21 protein-coding genes are annotated in these 21837 nt (G+C 60.0%); 10 read left to right on the top strand and 11 right to left on the bottom strand.

The window, feature by feature from the left end; all coding sequences use genetic code 11:
- The first annotated feature begins 174 nt into the window (after positions 1-174).
- The gene (locus AB7535_RS09855; RefSeq protein ID WP_439036164.1) at positions 175-1311 is read left to right on the top strand and encodes a Bug family tripartite tricarboxylate transporter substrate binding protein; all 1137 of its coding nucleotides are present in this window, start codon (positions 175-177) and stop codon (positions 1309-1311) included.
- Between the two features lie 228 nt (positions 1312-1539).
- On the opposite strand, the gene AB7535_RS09850 is transcribed toward AB7535_RS09855, so the two are convergent.
- From AB7535_RS09850 to AB7535_RS09835, 4 genes are all read right to left on the bottom strand, one after another.
- A complete protein-coding gene (locus AB7535_RS09850) occupies positions 1540-2076 on the bottom strand; it encodes a hypothetical protein (RefSeq protein ID WP_354113026.1) in 537 nt (178 codons plus the stop codon).
- Between the two features lie 34 nt (positions 2077-2110).
- A complete protein-coding gene (locus AB7535_RS09845) occupies positions 2111-2749 on the bottom strand; it encodes an acyl-homoserine-lactone synthase (protein WP_063984057.1) in 639 nt (212 codons plus the stop codon).
- A 192-nt stretch (positions 2750-2941) separates the two neighbouring features.
- Positions 2942-3670, bottom strand: a complete 729-nt coding sequence (locus AB7535_RS09840) for an autoinducer binding domain-containing protein (protein WP_063984058.1) — start codon at positions 3668-3670, stop codon at positions 2942-2944.
- A gap of 161 nt (positions 3671-3831) precedes the next feature.
- On the bottom strand, positions 3832-5355 hold the full coding sequence (locus AB7535_RS09835) for an aldehyde dehydrogenase family protein (protein ID WP_063984059.1): 1524 nt from the start codon (positions 5353-5355) through the stop codon (positions 3832-3834).
- A 185-nt stretch (positions 5356-5540) separates the two neighbouring features.
- Between AB7535_RS09835 and AB7535_RS09830 the strand changes: the two genes are divergently transcribed.
- The gene (locus AB7535_RS09830; RefSeq protein ID WP_354113027.1) at positions 5541-6605 is read left to right on the top strand and encodes an alcohol dehydrogenase; all 1065 of its coding nucleotides are present in this window, start codon (positions 5541-5543) and stop codon (positions 6603-6605) included.
- Positions 6606-6652: 47 nt separating this feature from the next.
- Here the strand turns inward: AB7535_RS09830 and AB7535_RS09825 are convergent, their stop codons facing one another.
- The 6 genes from AB7535_RS09825 to AB7535_RS09800 all read right to left on the bottom strand — a co-directional run bounded on the left by AB7535_RS09825 (position 6653) and on the right by AB7535_RS09800 (position 12109).
- Complete coding sequence (locus AB7535_RS09825) at positions 6653-7828, bottom strand: ABC transporter substrate-binding protein (RefSeq protein WP_354113028.1); 1176 nt, start codon at positions 7826-7828, stop codon at positions 6653-6655.
- Positions 7825-8598 (bottom strand): ABC transporter ATP-binding protein, encoded by a 774-nt coding sequence (locus AB7535_RS09820; protein ID WP_439036163.1) that lies wholly within the window; start codon positions 8596-8598, stop codon positions 7825-7827. Before AB7535_RS09820 ends, AB7535_RS09825 begins: the two co-directional genes overlap by 4 nt.
- The gene (locus AB7535_RS09815) at positions 8595-9356 is read right to left on the bottom strand and encodes an ABC transporter ATP-binding protein (protein WP_085404922.1); all 762 of its coding nucleotides are present in this window, start codon (positions 9354-9356) and stop codon (positions 8595-8597) included. Before AB7535_RS09815 ends, AB7535_RS09820 begins: the two co-directional genes overlap by 4 nt.
- Entirely contained in the window at positions 9353-10204 is an 852-nt protein-coding gene (locus tag AB7535_RS09810) for a branched-chain amino acid ABC transporter permease (RefSeq protein WP_354113029.1), read from the bottom strand. The genes AB7535_RS09815 and AB7535_RS09810 overlap by 4 nt, the downstream gene beginning before the upstream one ends.
- Positions 10204-11076 (bottom strand): branched-chain amino acid ABC transporter permease, encoded by an 873-nt coding sequence (locus AB7535_RS09805; protein ID WP_085404924.1) that lies wholly within the window; start codon positions 11074-11076, stop codon positions 10204-10206. The genes AB7535_RS09810 and AB7535_RS09805 overlap by 1 nt, the downstream gene beginning before the upstream one ends.
- A 73-nt stretch (positions 11077-11149) precedes the next feature.
- Positions 11150-12109 (bottom strand): polysaccharide deacetylase family protein, encoded by a 960-nt coding sequence (locus AB7535_RS09800; RefSeq protein WP_354113030.1) that lies wholly within the window; start codon positions 12107-12109, stop codon positions 11150-11152.
- Between the two features lie 84 nt (positions 12110-12193).
- Between AB7535_RS09800 and AB7535_RS09795 the strand changes: the two genes are divergently transcribed.
- From AB7535_RS09795 to AB7535_RS09770, 6 genes are all read left to right on the top strand, one after another.
- Complete coding sequence (locus tag AB7535_RS09795) at positions 12194-12889, top strand: isochorismatase family protein (RefSeq protein WP_028159881.1); 696 nt, start codon at positions 12194-12196, stop codon at positions 12887-12889.
- Entirely contained in the window at positions 12879-13643 is a 765-nt protein-coding gene (locus AB7535_RS09790) for a maleate cis-trans isomerase family protein (protein WP_135216850.1), read from the top strand. Before AB7535_RS09795 ends, AB7535_RS09790 begins: the two co-directional genes overlap by 11 nt.
- A 37-nt stretch (positions 13644-13680) precedes the next feature.
- The gene (locus AB7535_RS09785) at positions 13681-14319 is read left to right on the top strand and encodes a MarR family winged helix-turn-helix transcriptional regulator (protein ID WP_135216851.1); all 639 of its coding nucleotides are present in this window, start codon (positions 13681-13683) and stop codon (positions 14317-14319) included.
- A gap of 75 nt (positions 14320-14394) precedes the next feature.
- Positions 14395-15906 carry a 4-hydroxyphenylacetate 3-hydroxylase family protein gene (locus tag AB7535_RS09780; protein WP_354113031.1) on the top strand — a complete coding sequence of 504 codons (1512 nt, stop codon included), beginning with the start codon at positions 14395-14397 and terminating at the stop codon, positions 15904-15906.
- Positions 15907-16007: 101 nt separating this feature from the next.
- On the top strand, positions 16008-16505 hold the full coding sequence (locus AB7535_RS09775; RefSeq protein WP_354113032.1) for a flavin reductase family protein: 498 nt from the start codon (positions 16008-16010) through the stop codon (positions 16503-16505).
- A gap of 12 nt (positions 16506-16517) precedes the next feature.
- On the top strand, positions 16518-16955 hold the full coding sequence (locus AB7535_RS09770; protein ID WP_354113033.1) for a site-2 protease family protein: 438 nt from the start codon (positions 16518-16520) through the stop codon (positions 16953-16955).
- A 51-nt stretch (positions 16956-17006) separates the two neighbouring features.
- Here AB7535_RS09770 and AB7535_RS09765 read toward each other — a convergent pair whose 3' ends face one another.
- Complete coding sequence (locus AB7535_RS09765; RefSeq protein ID WP_354113034.1) at positions 17007-17273, bottom strand: metal-sensing transcriptional repressor; 267 nt, start codon at positions 17271-17273, stop codon at positions 17007-17009.
- Between the two features lie 829 nt (positions 17274-18102).
- On the opposite strand from AB7535_RS09765, the gene AB7535_RS09760 reads away from it, so the two are divergent.
- Together AB7535_RS09760 and AB7535_RS09755 are read left to right on the top strand one after the other, a co-directional pair.
- Positions 18103-20082 carry a carbohydrate porin gene (locus AB7535_RS09760; protein ID WP_354113035.1) on the top strand — a complete coding sequence of 660 codons (1980 nt, stop codon included), beginning with the start codon at positions 18103-18105 and terminating at the stop codon, positions 20080-20082.
- Positions 20083-20098: 16 nt separating this feature from the next.
- A complete protein-coding gene (locus AB7535_RS09755) occupies positions 20099-21832 on the top strand; it encodes an ABC transporter permease (protein WP_441279790.1) in 1734 nt (577 codons plus the stop codon).
- The last annotated feature ends 5 nt before the right edge of the window (positions 21833-21837 follow it).

Raw genomic sequence — 21837 nt, 5'->3', positions numbered from 1 at the left:
GATCCGTGTGGCAAGCGGCGCGATAGCGGCGACCTATAGCCCCAAGAGGGTCAAGTTAGCCCGAGACGCCCAGGTCCGTCATAGTGCTCCTGTTCGGAACCAGAGCCGGCCAAATCCCCCCCTGTCAACAGGGAAAGGCGCTTTTTCTCGCGGTCGCGCATTGGACAGAGGAGATTGACCATCGATCGCCTCTCATTAGGAAAGCGGTTCCATTGCCGCGAGTTCGGCCGAACAGCATTTATTGAGTCTTCAGCGCCAAGTTGCGAGAAGACGTTTCCGAGAGAACGTGCGCGCAACAGGCCAAACGCAACTGAGGATTTTGCCGTGCGCCCCGCCCGACTTTTTCGCTTCTTCGCCGCATCGATCTTAGCCGCATCCCTATTCACCGGCGCGAGCGCCGCGATGGCAAGTGAATGGCCAAGCCGCTCCATCAAACTGGTCGTACCGTTTCCCCCCGGTGGTGCCGCGGACACGGTCGCTCGCATCTACGCCGACAAACTGACCGTGGCGCTGAAGCAACCCGTCGTGATCGAAAACAAGGCCGGCGCAGGCACTGCCATCGCCGCCGAAGCCGTGGCCAGCGCGGATCCCGACGGTTACACGTTGTCTCTGGCTCCCGCTGGCCAGCTGGCCATCCTGCCGCACATCAACAAGGAGATCCGGTATGATCCCTTCAAGAGCTTCGTACCGATCTCAAACCTCGCCACGGTCCCTTATGTGCTAGCAGCGGCCCCGGATACGCCGGTTGCGAACGCCAAAGAGCTGATTGCCGCGGCGAAGAAAGATCCCGGCAAGTTGACATATTCGTCGTGCGGTCCGGGAACGCTCTGTCACCTGAGCGGCGAACTTTTCGAGACCCAGACCGGCACGAGCCTGCTGCACGTGCCCTTTAAGGGCAGCGCGCCTGCGGTGAACGCTCTGCTTGGCAACGTTGTGAACTTATCGTTCGACACTCTGACCGTGCTTGCGCCGCAGATCCGCGACGGCAAGATTAAGGGACTTCTCGTCACCAGCCGCGAGCGTTCGCCTCAACTTCCAGACGTGCCCACGGCTGCGGAAGCTGGCGTAACCGACTTCGTCGTCGATTCCTGGTTCGGCCTCGTCGCGCCGGCAGGTACGCCGGTCGAAATTATCCAGCGTCTTAACGCCGAAATCGTCCGCATCGGAGCCCTGCCCGACGTGCAAGCCCGCCTTGACGCCCAGGGACTGCGCGTCACCACCTCGACGCCTGAGGGCTTCACGGACACCATCAAGGCCGACTACGGTCGCTGGGGCAAGGTCATCAAGGACTCCGGCGTTCGGGCGTTCTAGACATCGCGAGCATTGGGTCGTCTCACGCAAGAACTTGCGGCATCCAGCTTCCTTTCCCGCATTCTCCGTTTCGCGGGCATCGTTCGAGAACGTCTGTTAACGCAGGCTTCGCGCGCATCTGGTTGGCTTGGTCCTTTGCGTCAGGGATCGAAGCCGGAAGGCCGAGAACGGACAGGGCTCGGTTCACGAGAGCCCGGCCAGCAAGCGAACGCTTGCGGGGGCGCCCAATCAAGGCAGCAACTGCCGGATCCTGTGTGTCATCGCCGGATCATCGAGAACCACCGCCCATTCGAACAAGGCTTGGCGAATTGTGGTGGTAACGATGCCATGGTGTGCCAACCGGTTTACGACAAGCTGACGGTCCGTTTCCCGTCGCGCAAACGCGAGATCCGAGAGCAGTCGCATTTCGTAACCCCGTTTAGCACCCTCAAGCGCTGCGATCAGCACCTCTTCCTCCAGAAACCCGCCACCGAGAAAAATGATACCGACGTCTGCCTCCGCAAAGTGAGCGGAAAATCCTGGGTCGCGCCACGGCGACAGAGCGTCGGACTTGAGGTGTTCGATCGAAGCCGCGACCTCCACCGGCAGCAGGTCTGTCAGATATTCGCCGACTGCGATCGACTTTGCGCCAAGAATTTCGTGACAGACCGGGAGCAGCGTCAGGCTTCCACCGCAGCGGACAGGGAAACGCTCTGCTGCTCCCGCCGTACTGCCGCGCGCGAGGTTTAGCAAGACAACGCGACTCTGGCGGGGGTCTGCCAGCACAAGCGGGCTCCTTGACGCGCGGTGCCGCGCCCGATCACGCGGCCTTGCGGCCTTCGGGCTGATTGCGCACGACGGGCCCTTCGAGCCCTGCTTGGCGGTACATCGCCTCAAGCGCCAAATCGGAGTCCCGGAGATATCCCGCAAGCGCGGTTGTCTGGCCGAGCTTGCGCGGCTCCGTCAGCCTTTCCAGCGGCCAGCCGGCGCGTCTCAAGATGCGCTCCATCCGCACATCCGTAACGGTCACGATTGCGTTTGCCCCTTTCGCCCGCATCGTTTCGAGCATTGCCGCGAACAGTACGAACGTCGCACGATTGATTCCGTGTGGGCCAAGCTCAACGGCTCGATCGGTATCCACACAAAACCGCGAGCTCTCCAGGATGAGCTCGCTCCTCGGCGCCTCTTTGTCGCCAAGCAATATTGGAAACGTGTCCGCGAGCATGGTGGGACCGGTGGTCGAAAGCAGCCTCACACACCCCAGGACGTCATAGTCGTCGGAGACGACCAAGACATAGGTCGGTGCCAGCGCATCGTAGATGTCGATCTCCAGATCTCCGGAGACTGAGACCGTCCAATCCAGACGATCCCTGAAAACACGACGGCGCAGGCGGAACATCTGCACCAAGAGGTCGAGTTGGGATCCGGTTTGACGATGATCGAGAGTAACAGCGTGCATGGCAAGCTCCGTTGAGGGAAAGCCCACCAGACCAGAGAGCGGCGCAAGCAGCGCCTGTGTTATTTGACAGGTTCACAACCAAACAGAAGCTTACGCCAGCGAGAGCCAACTCAGCGTCAATTTTTCCACAAGATAGCGGATTGCGATACGCGCTGGCGCGTCAACACAGGGATCTGAAGATGTCTCGTTGCGTCAGGGCAACAGCCGTCGCCGGATCGCCAGCGCAACGCAATGGGTGATCGAAACCGCGTCGAGCTTGCGGCGTGCGTTTTCGAGATGAAATGCCACTGTGCGCGCGGTGACGCCGACAAGCACGGCTGTCTCGGACACTGTCTTGCCGAGAGCGGCCCACGCAAGGCATTGGCGCTCGCGCTGGCTGAGGATCTGGCCCTCCCGCCGTGTCTGGTTCGCGGGGGCTCGCCCACGCAGATGCGTATGGAAATAGAGCCCGAGCAGTTGCACGATGTCATTCGACGTCGCAAGCAGGAGGTCCGGCTCCATCAGGGCATCATCGGTCGCGACCGTAAAGGCCGCCATGCGGCCGAACCCTGCCCTGATCGGCACCGTTATTCCGGACTTGATCCCGAATCCCGTTGCTTCCTCAAAGAAGCGGGATTGCTCACGGTTTCTTGGACGGGTTGACCCGGACGATGCTCCCCAGGTGAACATCGCGTGTTCGGCTCTTGCGCGGAGCACGACCGGATCGAGCCGATGATAGCGGTGGCGCAGATATCGGCTCGTCCAGGATTTCGGGTAGGACGAGATCAATTTTTGCGAGCTGTCGACAATACTGAGATAGGCAAACCAGCGAAAGCCGAGACCATGGGATGCTCGCGTGGCGATCCGCTCGAATTCGTCCTCATCCATGGCCGTCTGAAGGGCGTCAATAAACTCCTGAAAGATGTTCTCCGTCCAGTTCATGATGGGCTGGATCCGACTGTTGCGCTGACGCGACCGGTTGATCCCTCAGGGATCGTCTTTGAGCCCGAAACTCGGTCTGCGCGCATACGAGCCACGGCCTCAAGCCGCGACGGCTTGAGGCCAATTCTTGACGTCAACGCAGCCCAAGTCGGCTTGCTAATTTAGAGACGGATGCAGGCATCCCAGGGAGACAGCCCTCCCCAATTGACACACACGCTCTGTCTTCGCATGTAGCCCTTCCATGCATCCGAGCCGGCAGTGCGTCCGCCGCCTGTCTCCTTCTCGCCGCCAAACGCAGCGCCGATGTCGGCGCCGGTCGTCCCCATATTGACCCTTGCGATGCCGCAGTCGCTTCCCGCGGCAGACAGGAACAGCTCGATATTGGATAGATCCGTGCTGTGAATGCCTGACGAGAGCCCCTGAGGTACGCTGTTGTTGATATGAATGGCCTCCTCAAGCGTATCGTAGATAAAGACATAGAGGATCGGAGCAAAGGTTTCCTTCTGAACAGAAGGCAAGTCGTGAGGCAGGTCTGTAATCAGCGTTGGCTCGACATAGTAGCCGGGACGATCGATACGCTTTCCACCAAAGATGACCTTTCCTCCAGCATCCCTTGCGTTTCGAACGGCCCTTTCAAAAAGCATCACTGCGTCGCGGTCCACCAGGGGGCCGACAATCGTTCCCTCCTCCCTGGGATCGCCGACCGTGATCTGACCAAAGGCCTGCTTCAAGAGCTCGATCAGAGGTTTCGCGACCGAACGTTGGACAATGACGCGTCTTGTGCTCGTGCAGCGTTGGCCGGTCGTGCCGACGGCACCGAAGGCGATGCTCCGCGCGGCCAGCGCGAGGTCAGCGGTCTGGTCAACGATACATCCGTTATTGCCTGAGCATTCGAGCAGGTAGCGGCGGCCCAATGTGCTGCCCACGACGTCTGCAACCCTCCGGCCAACGGCACTTGATCCGGTGAACGATACCAAAGCGATGCGCTTATCGTGGATGAGCAGCTCCGCTACGCTGTTATCGCCGGGCATGAAAAGCGAGAAGACACCGTCGAGCTCGAGCTCGTTCATCGCCATATTGCAGATCTGCTGCAGGCCAAGCGCGGTGAGTGGCACTTTTGGACTAGGTTTCCAGATGACCGTATTGCCTCCGATGGCAGCAAGGAAGGCATTCTGGGCCCAGACCGATGCCGGGAAGTTGTAGGCTGTGATGACGCCGACGACGCCCAGCGGCAGCCATTGATCGTACATTCGGTGCTTGCTGCGCTGCGATTGTTGAACGAAACCATACATCATGCGCGATTGACCCGCCGCCATCGCAGCCATGTCGATGACTTCGCGGATTTCGGCCTTGGCCTCGCCAATCGCCTTGCCTGTGTCGAGGACGATGAGCGCAGCAAGGTCGTCAAGGTACTCTGCAGCAAGTGAACCTATCCGCCCGACCAGTTCTCCTCGCCTCGGAGCAGGAACGGTTGCCCACTCGGTTTGCGCGGCCTGAGCGCAGCGAATGACGCGCTCGTAGTCGCGCTCGTTGGCACCAGCGATTTGGGCTACGACCTTGTCTTGAGCCGGGTCGACCGCATCGAACGGGATCCTGCCATCGGTCGGGCTCCATCCGTCGCCATGCGCGTACGTCCCGGAATTCAGAAAGCCGATATCGAAATTCTTCAGTGCCCTCTCAAACATCTCAGCCTCATTTAGTTATTTAACCAACCTAACTATATTGCTATAGATGCGTCACCTGGATGTCAATCGGACCGCGACTCGCATCACGACGTCAAAGGTGAAATCGAAAGCACGAAGATCGACGCGCGGCGGCTGAAGGCAAAAGGGCAAGGCGTCGTTCAGGCTCACTCACAACGGAGGAACATTTGAAAAGTCTCGCGCTCACCCGATACCGGGCTCCCCTCGAATGCGTCGAAACATCTACGCCCGTCCCGAAGGGCAACGAAGTCCTTCTCAGGGTCAACGCCTGTGGCGTTTGCCATACCGACCTTCATATCTGGGAAGGCGGCTATGACCTGGGCGGGGGCAAGATGATGAAGATGTCCGACCGGGGACAAAAGCTGCCGCACACCATGGGCCACGAGGTCGTTGGCACGGTGGTTGCGGCGGGCGAAGACGCCATGCGTCTCGCTGAAATGGGCAGAACCTATTTGGTCTATCCTTGGTTTGGATGTGGAGAGTGCCAGGTCTGCAAGAGTTCCGACGAGCATCTGTGTCCGACTCCGCAATATCTAGGCGTATTGCGCCCAGGCGGCTATGCCGACCACGTCCTGGTCCCCCACCCCCGATACCTCATCGATATTCCTGCGATCCCGCCGGAGCAGGCTGCGCCCTATGCGTGCTCGGGGCTGACGGCGTATTCCGCCCTGAAGAAGCTCGGCCCCGACCGCCTGGGAAAGCCAATCCTGATTGTCGGGGCCGGCGGGCTCGGCCTGATGTGCCTTTCTCTGTTGAAGGCGATGGGGCGGTCCGGCGCGATCGTTGCGGACATTGATCCCGATAAGCGCAGTGCGGCGCTGGCAGCAGGTGCCATTGCAGCTCTTGATCCTACGAAAGATGACTTTGCCAAACTCCTTGCCGAGAGCGCCCAGGGAGGCATTCATGCGATCATCGACTTCGTCGGATCGCCGGCTTCATGGGATCTCGCCATGGCGACCCTCGCCAAGGGCGCAATCTATGTAATCGTCGGTCTCTTTGGCGGCGAGCGCACGCTATCGCTGGCAACAATGCCCTTAAGGGCCATTACGGTGTCCGGCTCATTCGTTGGTAGCCGACGAGATCTGATCGAGCTGATGAGTCTGGTGCGGACAGGCGTGGACCAGATGCCGATTGTGACCAGGCCGCTTGATCGGGCTCATGAGACACTGTCCGATCTCAGGGAGGGCCGCGTTGTCGGACGAGCTGTCCTGGTGCCGGATCATCCGTCGTAATGGCAGTGGCTGGACGGTGCCGATGATCCGGCACCGTCCAGCCGTGTTCAATCTCCGGTACGCTGATCAAACAGAGTCCAGTGTCCGCCTTTGGCCTCAAGTACGTAAATGGGCTTGATCGCGTCACCATTCTCCCGAAATGTGATTTTCCCACCAAGAGCCGGGTAATCCTTCATTTTCCGCAATTCGTCCCTGACAGCGGTGCGCTCAGCAGCGATTTTGGACGGCTCGCCCGTCACGCCAGCGCGCTTCATGGCCTCCGCATAGAGGTAGACGATATCGTAGCTGGATATATCAGTCTGATTTGGCACCGTCCGGCCGATTTTGGCGGCTTCTGCCCGGGTCGCAAACGACCTTGCAAAGGCCCGGACGGCATCGTTGAGATCGCTATAGAAGGGTGAGCCAATGATCGTCCCCTCGCCCGCATCTCCAAACCGGACCGGCAAGTCGGGATCGCCGACCGTCGTGCCCGCGAACAGGCGAGCGCTAACGCCCTGCCGTTTCATCTCCTTGGCCAGATTGATCATGGCCTCGGGGGGAGCCCCAACGCCGACGATATCGGGCTTCAGCTGGGCGAGCTTCGAGACCTGAGCCGACATGTCGAACGCCTTGTACGGAAAATCGACGAATCCGCCGACGGGGACTTCGACTTTAATCAGCGCCTCCGGCAGCACCGTGGTGCCGACCGCCTTGGATACGGCGTCGTCGGTCGCGTAAGCAATCGCCGCAGTCCCCATGCTGAGATTCTTGGCGCGCATGGCCTTGAGAACCATCTCGATGACCAGGCCTTCATCGACAGTATTCCGGAAAGCATACTTGAATGGGGCCGCTACTCCAGGTGCGGAAGATGACATCGACATCTGGACGATCCCGAGCCGTTCTCCGGCCGAAAATGCCACGCGCGCCTCGCTCGACGAGAATGGGCCGACGATGGCAAGGGCCCCGTTGTCACGAGCGAACTGCTCCACCGCGAGCACCGATTGCTTGGGGTCACCGGCCGTATCGAATTTCACGAGCCGGATTGCGGATCCGTTGACGCCGCCGGCGCGATTAATCTCGTCAACGGCCATATCGACGGAAATTTCGTTTGCGTTCGCCACACTTACGAACGTACCGGTCCTGGCCATCGACAACCCGATGACCAACTCCCTTTCGTGCCCATACGCCGCCGACGCAAGCGCGCTTGCAATTGCGATTCCCGCGAGAATTCTTCTGCATTTCATGAACGCCTCCCTGCTGACTTCCTCTTGTGATCAATCTCCGTAACCTCGCGAGCCGCGCCCCCGAGATAGGCTTCCTGAAGGCGAGCGCTGCCAGCGATGGCGGCAGCATTCCCCTCGAGGGCCACTCGGCCCAATTCCAGCACTGTCGCGCGGTGAGCGATCCTCAGAGCATTTGCGGTGTTCTGCTCAATCAACAGCACGCTGAGCCCCTTGCGATTGTATTCCCGGATGAGCTCGAACAGCTTCGAGACAAACAAGGGTGACAGGCCGAGGGATGGTTCATCCATCATCAGGAGTTGTGGTTTCGCCAGCATTGCGCGGCCGAGCGCAAGCATCTGCTGTTCCCCACCAGATAAGCATGATGCATCATGATTTCGGCGCTGCGCGAGATTTGGAAACCGATCATAGATGCCATCGATCTCACGCCGTACGGCAGTCTTGTCCTGCCGCATATGGGCGCCAAGAAGCAGGTTTTCTTCGATCGTCATGGACACCAGGATCCGCCGGCCCTCCGGCACGAGAACGAGCCCGGTGTCGATGCGACGGTGAATCGGCCAGCGGGTGATGTCCGCGCCGGCGAAAGTAATCCTGCCATTCGCTGGCGAGACCATTCCGAGAATTGAATGGAGCAGAGTGCTCTTGCCGGCCCCATTTGCACCGACAACGGTCACGATCTCACCATGCGCGACTTGCAGCGAAACACCGATGAGCGCCTCGACCCGCCCGTAACACGCCGACATTTGCTCAATGTCGAGGATCAATCCGCTCATGCCGCCTGCTCCGCCCCAAGATAAGCTTCACGAACTTGCTCATCCGTCCTCACCTGGTCGAATGATCCTTCTGCGATTTTGCAGCCAAAGTTCAGCACGACAATTTTCTCGCAGACCGATCGGATGAACTGCATGTCGTGCTCGATCACGAGAAGGGTTACTCCCCGCTCCTTCAGAGTATCGAGATGGCTATGCAATTCGCGTGTTTCCGATGCATTGAGACCCGCAGCCGGCTCGTCGAGCATCAAAACCGAGGGCGACGACAGGGTTGCCCGGATGAGATCCACGCGCTTGCGGATCCCGTAAGGGAGCAGACCTACGGGTTCATCGGCATACTGACCTAGACCGAACGCCGAAAGCTCGGCCTTGGCCGCGCAGATCCACTCGTGATCCCGAACCAATCGAAATGGCCGCATCACATCGAAAGGCCGCGTCAGTGTGACGTGCTGGCCGATGAGCAGATTATCGATCACTGACAGACGGGGGATCAGGCGGATATTCTGAAAGCTGCGGGCGATTCCGCGCTTGATCCGATAGCGTGACGGAAGATTCACGATATCCGAGCCGCGAAACCGAATGCTTCCCGAAGTGACCGGGTACACACCACTGATGAGGTTGAAGACGGTCGTCTTCCCGGCACCATTGGGACCGATCAGTGCGGTTGCTGTTCGCTCCGGCACGTCGAAGGAGAGTTCGCGAACGACTTCGAGACCGCCGAATGCTTTTGATAGATTTTGCATCGAAAGGAGCATGGTCATGACGCGGTTGTTCCGCCCTGTACTGCTGCCTGCGCGCGCCGACGCGTCAGTCCACGAGTGATCAGCCCTTGCGGGCGCAGGGCCATGAAGAGGATGATGAAAAGTGCAAAGATCGCATATCGCCACTGCGAGCTGGACCTCAGTGCTTCCGGTACAATCGTGAAGATCGCGGCACCGACGAGAGGCCCCAAAACCGATTGGGTCCCACCGAGCAGTACGTAGAGCACGGTGTAGGTGCTCAGCATCACGCCGAAGTACTGCGCCTCGACGTAATTGAAGTAGTGCGCATATAGTGCCCCACCTACGCCGGCGATGGTCGCGCCAGCAGTCAGTGCGGCGACACCAAGGGCCTTGACATTCAGGCCCAGGAGGTCGGCGACCAATGGATCATTCTTCACGGCCGCGAGATAGATCGGCACTCGTGTCGTCGACATCAGATATACGAGCGAGACGACTACCACCGTCACGGCGACGACCGTAGAGGCCTCGATGTGGGTCGAGACGGGATAGCCGGCGGCACCGCCGACAACTTCCAGATTAAGCAATATCGCGCAGATGACCTGTCCCAAAGCAAAGGTCGCAAGGGACAGATAAATGCCCTGGGTCCTTAGGATTGGCATCGCAACCACGAACGCCAGAATTGCCGCTGTCCCCCCGCCAGCCGCTATAGCGGCAAGGGCCGGCCATCCGCACACGTTGGTGAGATATGCAGAGGCGTAGGCCCCGATCGCCATGAATCCCGCGATTCCGAGATTGAGCTGTCCCGCGGCCATCGGCAGGTAGACGCCGTAAGCGGCGATTGCGTTGAGGGCAAGAAGCACGATGAGCCCGGTCAGATAGCCCGACATCAGAGCTTCTCCCTGGCGACAGCCATGCCAAAAAGCCCTTCAGGCTTTATGATCAGCAAAGCCAGGAGCAAGCCGTAGACACCGATATTGACGAAGTCGGCACCAAGGAACTGCGTCGACAATATCTCGACGAGCCCGATCAGCAGGCCGCCAGCGACCGCTCCCCAGATGTTGCCCATGCCGCCGATGATCATTGCGCTGATACCCTTGAACCCGATGCTCTCCCCCATGGACGAGGACACCTGCAGGTAGCTAATCGCGAAGAGGATGCCACCGGCGCCTGTAAACAGCGCACTCAGCACGAACACTCTAGGGACGACGGAGCCGACATTCACACCGAGGATCGATGCCGTGCGGCGGCTTTCGGCGATCGCCCTGACCTGACGCCCGAGGTTCGTGAACCGCAACGACAGGGACAGTGCGATCACAAACGCGAGCGAAAGTGCCAGACTTAGAAACTGAGCTCCGCCGACGATGATTGAGCCCGCTCTGAAATTAAAATCCGCAATGATCGCGGGATAGGATTGTTGATCAGATCCCAACCACAAGACGATCAGGTTCTCGAGGAGAACCAGGAATCCCAATGAGCTGACGAGAGGAACCTCCGGGTCGCTGTCGCTGCTCGGTCGATAAGTCAGGAAATAGACGGCGACTCCCACGACGGCGCTCGCCATTAGCGCGAAGCCGAACGCGAGCAGCCAGTGCTGGCCGCTCTTAAGCGCGGCCCACGAAACCATTCCTGCAACCATGAAGATGCCAGGAATAGAAAAATTGAGGAAGTTGAGAACACCGATCGCCAGCGTAAAGGCGACGGCGACCATCACGTACACGCCCCCGAGCATGAGGCCATTAACAATTTGCTGAGCAATCATGGCCGCTCCGCTATTTCGATCGAGGCAGACTTATCGAGATATCGCTTCACCATATCGAGCATCTCCCGGGAGATCAGACGCCGCTTGCGCGATGCGATGAATGCTCAGGCGAAATGTCCGTCCCTGCGATCTCGGGGCTGAGAAGCGTCCCCTTGGGCAGCGAGAGCGCATGAGCGGCTATCTTGCCGGCCGTCGTGATCCAGACCTTGTCGCGGTGGGAGGCGATGTGCGCGAGCGCGCGCCGCAACTTTCGGGTTCGGTGCGGCTGGCCCATGACAAAGGTGTGGAGTGCGGCCGAGAAGACGAGCGGATATTTCTCGGAGTCCTGCAATTGCTGATCGAAAGCATCGACCAGAAGATCGGCAAACTCGGCGTCGCTGACCCTTCTATTGAAGACGGCCGGCAGATCATTCAGCTCCATGGATGGATACGGCACGCTGAGAATGGGGCCGAGATCCGTTCTGAACAGCTGCGGCTGCTCGTCGTAGAACCAATCGAGCATGTAGCCGAAGCCTTGCTCGACCAGCAGCTCTGGAGTTTTCGTGCTCTGCGAGATGAAGGGTCCGAGCCACCCCTGCGGCGCCGCCCCCTCTTCCTTTTCGAAGCGGAGCCGAACCTCTCTCAGCATGTCGCGTTCCTCGGCCTCGGTCATGTCGATCTGCCGCTCCGAATTGGTGCGACCGTGACCGACGAACTCGTCGCCCCGCCGTCGAAACGCAGCCATGAGCTCGGGATAGGCATCGTAGACGGCGGTATTGGCGAGCACCGAGAGCGGAATGTCGAACTCCTTGAAGAGATCGATCAGGCGCCAGATCCCAACCCGATTACCAAAGTCCCGGTAAGCATAGCCGCGATGAAACGGCGGAGCCGGCATGGTCGTGAAGTCCGGTCCAGGGTTTCGGCCGAACTCGAATGCTTCGATATTGATTGCAAAATAAACGGCAAGTCTCCTGCCACCGGGCCAATCGTAGGTCGGCCGCTGTGTGATTGGCACGAACGGATAACGATCCATCTTTGTATCAAACTTGGCCATGGGCCCTCCTCGCTTCCTCTATTGACCGCCACGCTATCCGACGATATTTAATTTTGCAAACTAATTTTATAAAGGAGATCTGACGTGCGACCGTGGGACGGCATCATCACTGACGAAGATCGACGAGCTTACGATGCAGCCGGATTCGGCCGCTCGGCGGGCATGGGGCGCAGGCCTGCGCTTCTCATTATCGACGTGCAGTATCGAACGACCGGCTCGTTGCCGTTGCCGTTTTGGCAAGCGGTCGAGGAATATCCGACGTCATGCGGCGAGGTCGCATGGCAGGCCGTTAAGCACATCAGCACAGTGCTGGAACTATTTAGAAGGAAACGTTGGCCCGTCCTCTTTCCACATGTCGCGCCGAAGGTCCTGCAGGACGGCGGCCGGCTTGCGGCAAAAGTCCCCTCGATCATGACGATTCCGCCCGTCGGCTACCGCTTTGTCCGGGAAGTCGCGCCGATCGACGGCGATATACTGATACCGAAGAAACACCCCAGCGCCTTCTTTGGCACCACTCTGGTGAGCCATCTCGTGGACCTCAAGGTCGACAGCCTCATCATGACGGGTTGCACGACGTCAGGCTGCGTCCGCGCCAGCGTGGTCGACGCCTTCTCCTACAATTTTCACGTCGCCGTGCCGCAGGAGTGTGTCTACGACCGCAGCTCGATCGCTCATGGTGTGAACCTGTTCGACATGGCCCAGAAGTACGCTGACGTACTTCCAACCAGCGACCTGCTTAAATCCCTTGAGAAGCTGATGGAGCGCGACGATGTCCAATGATTTTGAGTACGGATCCGGCGGCATTGTTGGCTTCGCCCCGCCACAGTCCAATCCGACCGTAGAGCCTGAAATGGCCGCACTTATGCCACCGGACGTGCTGAGCCTCACCACACGGCTCCGCGGTGATCCCGTCGACGCCCGGAAGAGGTTTTCAGACTATTTGTTCAATCTGGGGGAGAGCCTCGAGGGGTTTGGCGCAATCAGGCTCGGAGCCTTTGGCTTCGCCTGCACCGCAACGACCTACCTGCTGGGTCATGACGAGGTGCGCCGGGAGTTCGAGCAGCTCTCCCGGCTATATGGCTACCCTATTCTCTCTTCGGCCGAAGCCATTGAGCTTGCTCTCGCCGAGCTCGGGGCGCGGCGCATTGCCCTCTTTGGACCCTATCCGGGCTGGCTGCAGGAGGCATCATTCTCGTTCTGGTCACAGGCCGGCTTTGATCTGACGGCGAAAGGGGGAATTGACCTCGGCTCCAGTGACACGCTTAACATATATAAGCTACGCGCCTCCAAGGTTGTCGAAGCGGTCCTGCGCCTGGACTGGCACTCGGCCGACGCGATTGTCCTGACCGGCACTGGCGCCCCGACCTTGCGGGCCATACCAGACATCGTCCGCGCCACAGGCAAGCCGGTGCTTTCCTCCAATCTTTGCCTCGGCTGGGCGGTCCTCAAGGCGATTGGCCACAAGGCCGCTCTCCCTGTTGGCATGGGCCAAAGCATGCTAATCGACGATTGGCCCGCGCGGGCGGCACGATAGCGATTCGTACGCTACGGCCTTCTGAGGAACAGTTGAGATGACAAAGTCGAGGGAGCGCGTATCGAAGGCCAAGCCAGGTGCGGCAGTCACCCGGCCTCGCGCCCCCAAACTACCGCCGACGATTTCCCGCGCCACGCTCATGGTCGATGGGACTGACATGCTGGTGCGGAGGATCACCCACCAGCATTTCGTGCTTTCCAGCCTGCTTGAGACCGTTCGTAGCGGATTTGCCTCTCTGGTCGGCCTTTCCACTTTTCAGTATGTGCTCATGCAGGCCGTGGGACGTCTGACTGATAAGCAGCAATGGACCGTCAGATCGACAGCGCGCGAGATGCATGTGACGGACGCCTATGCAAGCGTTGAGATCGCCGACCTCGTCGAGCAGGGTTATCTGGCCAAGGTCGTCAATCCAGAGGATAGGCGGGTCAGCTTTCTCGAACTTACCGATAAGGGCGTGTCCTCGCTTTCGGCGATTGCGCCCATACAGCAAATGGTCAATGACGCGCTCTACGGGCACCTCGATAGCAATAGCGCCCTCACCTATTCCAACGAGCTAAGCGTCTTGATCTCTCGTGCCGAGAGCGCGATTTCGGTCCTGAACGATGTCGCCGCAGACCAACGTGAGGCTGCGCTGCGCCAGCCGACCAAGCGTCGGCGACGGACAGCAGCGCGATAACCCCAAGGAAGCCTGCTTGACTCCAAGGCCCCATCTCTTTATTTAGTTTACCTAACTAACCTTGGAGAGATGAAAATGCTTCGGACCGGCGCCAATTATCTTCGATCGCTGAGAGACGGCCGCAAGATCTACCTCGGTGGCCACCTCGTTGATGACGTGACCACCCATCCTGCCTTCCGCAATTCGGCTCAAAGCTTCGCGCGCCTGTTCGATCTGAAATGCAATCCGGATCATTTCGATCGACTTTCCTTCTCGGAAGACGGTCAGCGTCATAGTTTCTATTTTAAGCAGCCGCGTAGCCGCCAAGACCTCGAATTCCGCACGGCCGGGCACAAAGCGTGGGCCGATGCCAGCTACGGACTGTTCGGTCGATCCCCAGATCACGTTGGATCTTTCATTACCGGGATGACCTGTCGGCCCGAAGTGTTCGACGTTCCGAACCACGGCTTCAAACAAAACCTTCTCGACTATTACACCTACATCCGCGACAACGATCTCTATGTCAGCTATGCGACCCACCCTCCACAGGGCGCGCGCAACTACTCATCTGACGCCGGCTCGTCGTTCTTCAAGTCGCCGGCACTTCATGTTTCGGCCATGGACGACGAGGGGATCACTCTCCACGGCATGAAGACACTCGCGACCGGAGGCGCGTTTTGCGACGAGATCTGGATCGGTAACCTGACGCCGCTAGCGCCTGACCGGATCAAGGAAGCCGTGACCTGTGCGGTACCGGCCAATGCGCCGGGACTATCGCTCTGGTCACGACGATCGATGGAGCAGGCCGCACCGAACACGTTCGACTACCCCCTCTCCTCTCGCTTCGACGAGAGCGATTGCATGCTCGTCTGCGACAACGTGAAGGTCCCATGGTCACGCGTCTTCACGATCGGAAACGTCGACCTCAGTCGCGCGATCTACATGGAAACGGGTGGGCACTACTTCGGAAATCATCAATCGAACGTACGCTTCTGGGCAAAGCTTCAATTGATCGTCGGGCTTGCGAACAAGATTGCAAAATCTGCCGGCGTCCGCGGAATTCCCGCCGTTCAGGAGACACTCGGAAAACTTGCGGCCATGGAGGCGACGATCGCCGGCTTGATCGCTGGCCAGGTCGCCGATCATCAGCCCGTTGGCGACGGGTATGTCGTGGTCAATCAGCGTTACATGTACGCCGCTCTCAGCTGGTGCCAGGACAATTATGGGCTGATCTGCGCGACGGTAAGAGAGTTGATGGGCGGCGCCATCTTCCAGATGCCAGCCGACATCTCAATTGTCGGAAACGATCAAATGAACGCTCTTTTTGAGACTTATTGGTCGACTGAGCATGAGAGCGCGCTGGATCGGATGAAGCTCTACAAGCTGGCCTGGGATCTACTGGCCTCGGAGTTCGGCGCCCGACACGTTCAATATGAGAACTTCTATGCGGGGCCGCCATTCCTCGTTCGGGCCCATAGCATGAGGCTCGCACCCTGGGCATCGCTTGATCAGACCGTCGACAAGCTGATGGCTAGCTACGATCTGCCCGCGAACAGCGCGTCATTTCACCATACCCAGAAAATCGAAGCCGCGATCCCTGCTGAATAGCAGGAGCCTGATCTGCCACGTCCTCAAGGCGATTCGAAGCAAGATACGAGCCACGCTTGCCAAGCGCAGACACCTGCAGCCGACTGAGAGAGCACATAGCCATGACTTTCAACAATCGACAGTTCCGTGATGCGCTTGGCTACTTCCCGACCGGAGTCATCGTTGTAACCGCAACGACCGACGAGGGCGAGCGACTGGGCATGACCATGAGTTCGTTTAACTCGGTATCGCTAACTCCTCCTCTCGTAGCCTTCAGCATTCACCTCGAAGCGGCGAGCCTGGTGAAATGGCGGTTATGCCGTCGGTACGCCATAAACGTACTCGGCGAAGAGCAGGGCCATCTGTCCGATCGCTTTGCGCGCGCAAGATCCGGCAAATGGGACGACATATCTGCGACCGACGGACAGTTCGGTACCCCACTCCTTCCCGACGTGCTGGTCGCGCTGGAGTGCGAACAATATGCCCGACACGACGGCGGGGACCACGAACTCTTCATCTCTCGGGTGCTCGCCATTCACGAAAGCCCGAGAACTTCACGACACCCCCTGGTCTTTCAGAGAGGCCGTTATTGGTCACTTCAAAAAGACCAATGCGCGTAGAAGGCGATCAGCATGTGGCAGATCCCTTTGCTTGCTATTGGCGGCTACTGCGCCCTGGTCGTCTATGAGCTTGGCCATCTGCTTGCTGCCCGCGCCTTCGGCATCAATGCAGTGGTCGTGACTATTGGACTGGGTCCAACGATCGGTCGACTTTCCGATGGATCAGGCACGATTTTGGCCTTCAGGGTTCTGCCTGTTCGGTCAACGTGCGGCTTCTATGACGGACCCGAGTCTCTCAAGCCAACAAAGCCGAACACTCGCCCCTCAATCGGTCGCCTCTCGATTCCACGGCGTGCAGCCATTCTAATCGCGGGGCCGTTCTCAAACGTAGCGTTCGCGTGCGCCCTGTTGCTGGTCACCCATGCTTGGGATCCAGACTTCGCCGCTCCTAACCTTGGGAAAACCGGCAGCGAAATAGCGAGTGCTCTCTTCGTTGTCGCGCTCAAATAGCCGATGAGGCCCGCATGGGGAGTTCACGTTGCGAAGGATCGGTCAACGGCCTCAGAGGTATTTCGCCAGCAGCTTGAACTCCTTGAGCGTCGCCCTGCCCTTCGACCCCGCGGCGGGGAAGGATCGTTCAAGACTATGACTGAGATGATCGTGGACCAGCATCTTTTTGGCGTTCTCGATCGCTCCTTCCACCGCCTGCAATTGTTGGGCGATCTGGGCGCAAGGGCGCTCCTGTTCGATCATCTCTATGATCGTTTCGAGATGGCCGTGTGCGCGTTTCAGGCGGCGGGCAATCGAGCTGTGAGCATGATCTTTCATGGCGTCTCCTATCCTCCCAGGGAGGATACGTCATATCCTCCCAGGAGGATAGAATGATGTGCTTGACTCCACGCGATCGCAGGCATATTGGGCCAGTCACCGTCTGGAACATTCCGTTCCCGACGGATCACAACCAGACGAAGAGCTATGGGCAGTACCACCTATGGCGCCGCGCTCCCCGAAGGAGCAACGCAGCCGCAGAACATAAGCGTCCGCGAAAGCGGCGGCAGCGATAGGAATTACGGCCGCAAATAGGCGGTCTCGTTCCGCTCACTGACCTGCCGCGTCATGCGGAGGTGGAGGTGAGCGATGTTGAAGGTAATCGCACGAATTCAGTTGCGCGGACTTTGCCGCTTTGCGCGCAGAGCAAGCGGTCCCTTTCCCGCCAACGACAATCTACGCGTCCACAACGTTGGCCGATCGATCCGCCCGCGGCTTTTCTGCCGCTGGTCGACGGACGACGATGGACTGGTCTGCCATTGGTCCGAGGAGATGACCGTGGCACCAGGATTGCCGCGCCAATGGTCGGCGTCTGAGCCGCTTCAGACATCCTGGATTGGATCTGGCGCGTAAGCCGTCGCCGATGGTGAGCCCGATGATCAAGGCACTTTTCGCACGACTGCGACGCCTAGTGGCGGCGGCCATCCTTCGGATGGCCAGCCGAACTCTGCATTGCGCCATGATCCTCCACGGTCAGCGACGGATTTCCCATCAAGGTCTTCGAGCGGTCCTGTCCGGAACACGCTGGCTGGGACGACTAGGCGCCTGGCTCGCTTTGGGACAGCGGCGCAAGCAGTGATCGGCGGCTGCCGATGCACGGAGGTTTGGAATGAAGCGATTTCTTGCCATTGGAAGCGTACTCACGGGCTTGGGATGCCCCCAGCCGCATGCCCCCGATCTGCCGCTGAAGGCACGAACGGCGAAGACCCTCTACGGCTGGACCGGCTTCTATGTCGGCGGCCATTTCGGCTACGGCGATGCGAGCTTTGGACCCGGCACCAACCCGCTGCCCGAGCAGGGAATGATCCTGCCGTCCAGCGCGACCGGCCTCTCCGGCGGCTACCAGCTTGGCTACAATCGCCAACTCGCAAACCGTGTCGTGCTCGGCATCGAGGCAGACTCCACGTTCACCGGTCCGCGCGACGTCGTCGCACATGAACGCTCACCGACCCCCTTCAACACCACGATCGACTATGTCGGCACCGTGCGCGGCCGCATCGGTTATGCCTTCGACCGCTTCATGCCTTTCGTCACCGGCGGTTTCGCCTGGGGCCATACGCATATCAACATCAACGATGCCGACGGTGTCTCGGAGCTGTTTCCGGTCGGAAAGTATCAAACCGGGTGGACGGCGGGCCTCGGCCTTGAATTCGCTGTCAGCGGCAATTGGACCGCAAAGGCCGAATACGACTACGTCGCGCTGTCGCGGCGAACCTACGACCTCAGCGGCTTTGGCCTCGCCAATGTCGATGTCGAACCACGCGTCCACCTGTTCAAGCTCGGCCTCAACTACCACTTCGGCGATACGCCCTGGATGGCGCCGATCAACGGCAAGACGAAACTGCCGGAGTCCGGCGACTGGAATGTCCACGCCCAGACAACCGTGCTGCCGCAGGGCTACGGGCCGATCCACTCGCCCTATGCGAGCCCGCAGAGCCTGCCCGGCAGCGGCCAGTTTCAGGCGACGTGGACGACCACGGCGTTTCTGGGTGCGCGGCTGTGGGACGGCGGCGAATTCTACTTCAATCCCGAGCTGGCGCAGGGCTTTGGTCTCAACGGCACGCTCGGACTTGCCGGCTTCTCCAACGGCGAAGCCCAGAAGGCCGGCGCGCCGTTCCCGAAAATCCGTCCGCAGCGCTACTACTTCAAGCAGACCTTCGGCCTCGGCGGCGAGCAGGAAGAGGTGGCCGACGCGCCCAACCAGCTCGCCGGCAAGCGCGACATCGACCGCGTGACCGTGATCGTCGGCCGCTTTGCCGTCGGCGACTTCTTCGACGGAAATTCATATGCAAAAGACCCGCGCGCCGACTTCATGAACTGGGCGATGTGGTCGTCGGGGGCGTACGATTTCCCCGCCGACCTGCCCGGCTATACGCGCGGCGCCGTGGTCGAGCTCAATCGCAAGGACTGGGCGGTGCGCGGCGGACTGTTCCAGGTCCCCGATGCGCCCAACAGCGATACACTGGTCTACAAGATGGGCGGCGCGGTCGTCGAATTCGAAGAGCGCCATTCGATCTTCGAGCAGCCGGGCAAATTGCGTGTCGGCGTCTTTGCCAATGGCGGCAACACCGCGAACTATCGCGAAGTCCTGACACTGGCGGCCGCCAACCCTGCGCTCAACATCAACGACATCGCCACCGCAACCCAGCGCATCCGCTCCAAATACGGCTTCTATGTCAATCTCGAGCAACAGATCGTCAACGACGTCGGGCTATTCGCCCGCGCGAGTTGGAACGACGGCCAGAACCAGATTCTGTCATTCACCGACATTGACCGCAGCATCTCCGCCGGCCTCTCGATCAAGGGCAGCCGCTGGGGACGGCCGGACGACACGGTCGGCATCGGCGGCGCCATCAACGGCTTGTCGGCCGGGCATCGCGACTTCCTTGCCGCCGGCGGCATCGGCCTCCTGATCGGCGACGGCCAGCTCAACTATCGCACCGAACGGATCCTCGAAGCCTACTACGCCTATTCGGTGATCAAGGGCGTGACGATGACCGCCGACTATCAGCTCGTCGTCAATCCCGCCTACAACGCCGATCGCGGCCCGGTCTCGATCTTCTCGGGCCGCTTGCACGCGGAATTCTGACTGAGAGGACCGCATCTTGAGGCTACAGGATATTCGCAGAACCACAATCGCATTGGCAGCACGTCCCAATATCTGGGACGTAGTGATGCTCACTCTCGTCATCGGCGCCATGGTGCTGATCGTCTATGGCGGCAAGCAGACCGTCGCGCCCCTGTCCGAGCTGGAGCGCGCGCCGGTCTCGCTCGATCCGGCAAACCTGCCGCTCTACGCCTTGCGCACCGTCTTACGGATGCTGCTCGCCATCGTCTGTTCGACGGTCTTCACCTTCATCTACGCGGCGATCGCAGCCAAGAGCCGGCGAGCCGAATTGGTGATGATCCCGCTGCTGGATATTTTGCAATCCGTCCCGATCCTGGGCTTCCTCACCTTCACCGTCGTGTTCTTCATGAATTTGTTTCCGGGGCAGGTGCTCGGCGCCGAGCTCGCCTCGGTGTTCGCGATCTTCACCAGCCAGGCCTGGAACATGACGTTCAGCCTGTACCAGTCGATCCGCAACGTTCCGAAGGATCTGGAAGAGGCCACGCAAAGCTTCCATTTGTCCGGCTGGCAGCGCTTCTGGCGCCTCGACGTCCCCTTCGCGATGCCCGGCCTGATCTGGAACGCGATGATGTCGATGTCGGGCGGCTGGTTCTTCGTGGTGGCCTCGGAGGCGATCACGGTCGGCAACACCACGGTGACGCTGCCGGGCATCGGCTCCTATGTCGCGATGGCAATTCAGCAGCAGGATTTGCCGGCGATCCTCTACGCCATGCTGGCGATGCTCCTCGTGATCATCGCCTATGATCAGCTGCTGTTCCGCCCCATCGTCGCCTGGGCCGACAAATTCCGCTTCGAGCAGACCGCCTCAGGCGAGGCGCCGGCCTCCTGGATGCTCGACCTGTTCCGCCGGACCCGCGCGCTGCGTGCGCTGACCCTTCCTTTCGCGGCGCTGAACCGCGCGATCTCGAACTTGCGCATTCCGCTGCCGAAGCTGCCGCCCGCGGCACCAGGAAAAGACCAGACGTCACGCCTCGTCGATACGGTCTGGATCGCATTGATCCTCGCCGGCACGGCCTATGCCGCCTGGCTGACCTATCGCTATCTCTCGGCCAGCCTCGGAATGTCCGACGTTCTCGTCGTCATCAGGGACGGGCTCATCACGTTGTTGCGTGTCGCCATCCTGATCAGCCTCGCCACGCTGATCTGGGTGCCGGTTGGCGTGTGGATCGGGCTACGCCCGAAGCTCGCCGAACGAATCCAGCCGCTGGCCCAGTTTCTGGCGGCCTTCCCGGCCAATCTCGCCTTCCCCGTCTTTGTCGTCGCCATTGTCAGCTTCAAGCTCAATCCAGACATCTGGCTGAGCCCGCTGATGATCCTGGGCACGCAGTGGTACATCCTGTTCAACGTGATCGCGGGCGCGAGCGCCTTTCCGACCGATCTGCGCGAAGCCGCCGGCAGCTTCCATCTCCGGGGATGGCGATGGTGGTTCAAGGTGATACTGCCCGGCGTCTTTCCCTATTACATCACCGGCGCGATCACCGCGTCCGGCGGCTCCTGGAATGCGTCGATCGTCGCGGAGGTCGCAAGCTGGGGCGACACGCATCTGAAGGCCACCGGGCTCGGTGCCTATATTGCTTCCGCCACGGAAGCCGGTGACTTCCCGCGCGTCGTGCTCGGAATTGCCACGATGTGTATTCTGGTGACGTTGTTCAATCGACTGATCTGGCGGCCGCTCTACGCGTTCGGCGAGCGGCGTCTGCGCCTTGGCTAACGAGA

Origin of the sequence: Bradyrhizobium sp. 956_D2_N1_4, from assembly GCF_052076025.1 — a bacterium.
Taxonomy (GTDB): domain Bacteria; phylum Pseudomonadota; class Alphaproteobacteria; order Rhizobiales; family Xanthobacteraceae; genus Bradyrhizobium; species Bradyrhizobium barranii.
This window is presented reverse-complemented; position numbering and strand designations above follow the sequence as displayed.

What these genes read in the sequence shown, in the direction of transcription:
- AB7535_RS09845 (WP_063984057.1), bottom strand. Translation starts at nt 2,749, where the DNA reads ATGCACGCTGTTACTCTCGATCATCGTCAAACCGGATCCCAACTCGAC.
- AB7535_RS09840 (WP_063984058.1), bottom strand. Translation starts at nt 3,670, where the DNA reads ATGAACTGGACGGAGAACATCTTTCAGGAGTTTATTGACGCCCTTCAG.
- AB7535_RS09835 (WP_063984059.1), bottom strand. Translation starts at nt 5,355, where the DNA reads ATGTTTGAGAGGGCACTGAAGAATTTCGATATCGGCTTTCTGAATTCC.
- AB7535_RS09825 (WP_354113028.1), bottom strand. Translation starts at nt 7,828, where the DNA reads ATGAAATGCAGAAGAATTCTCGCGGGAATCGCAATTGCAAGCGCGCTT.
- AB7535_RS09820 (WP_439036163.1), bottom strand. Translation starts at nt 8,598, where the DNA reads ATGAGCGGATTGATCCTCGACATTGAGCAAATGTCGGCGTGTTACGGG.
- AB7535_RS09815 (WP_085404922.1), bottom strand. Translation starts at nt 9,356, where the DNA reads ATGACCATGCTCCTTTCGATGCAAAATCTATCAAAAGCATTCGGCGGT.
- AB7535_RS09810 (WP_354113029.1), bottom strand. Translation starts at nt 10,204, where the DNA reads ATGTCGGGCTATCTGACCGGGCTCATCGTGCTTCTTGCCCTCAACGCA.
- AB7535_RS09805 (WP_085404924.1), bottom strand. Translation starts at nt 11,076, where the DNA reads ATGATTGCTCAGCAAATTGTTAATGGCCTCATGCTCGGGGGCGTGTAC.
- AB7535_RS09800 (WP_354113030.1), bottom strand. Translation starts at nt 12,109, where the DNA reads ATGGCCAAGTTTGATACAAAGATGGATCGTTATCCGTTCGTGCCAATC.
- AB7535_RS09790 (WP_135216850.1), top strand. Translation starts at nt 12,879, where the DNA reads ATGTCCAATGATTTTGAGTACGGATCCGGCGGCATTGTTGGCTTCGCC.
- AB7535_RS09785 (WP_135216851.1), top strand. Translation starts at nt 13,681, where the DNA reads ATGACAAAGTCGAGGGAGCGCGTATCGAAGGCCAAGCCAGGTGCGGCA.
- AB7535_RS09780 (WP_354113031.1), top strand. Translation starts at nt 14,395, where the DNA reads ATGCTTCGGACCGGCGCCAATTATCTTCGATCGCTGAGAGACGGCCGC.
- AB7535_RS09775 (WP_354113032.1), top strand. Translation starts at nt 16,008, where the DNA reads ATGACTTTCAACAATCGACAGTTCCGTGATGCGCTTGGCTACTTCCCG.
- AB7535_RS09770 (WP_354113033.1), top strand. Translation starts at nt 16,518, where the DNA reads ATGTGGCAGATCCCTTTGCTTGCTATTGGCGGCTACTGCGCCCTGGTC.
- AB7535_RS09765 (WP_354113034.1), bottom strand. Translation starts at nt 17,273, where the DNA reads ATGAAAGATCATGCTCACAGCTCGATTGCCCGCCGCCTGAAACGCGCA.
- AB7535_RS09760 (WP_354113035.1), top strand. Translation starts at nt 18,103, where the DNA reads ATGAAGCGATTTCTTGCCATTGGAAGCGTACTCACGGGCTTGGGATGC.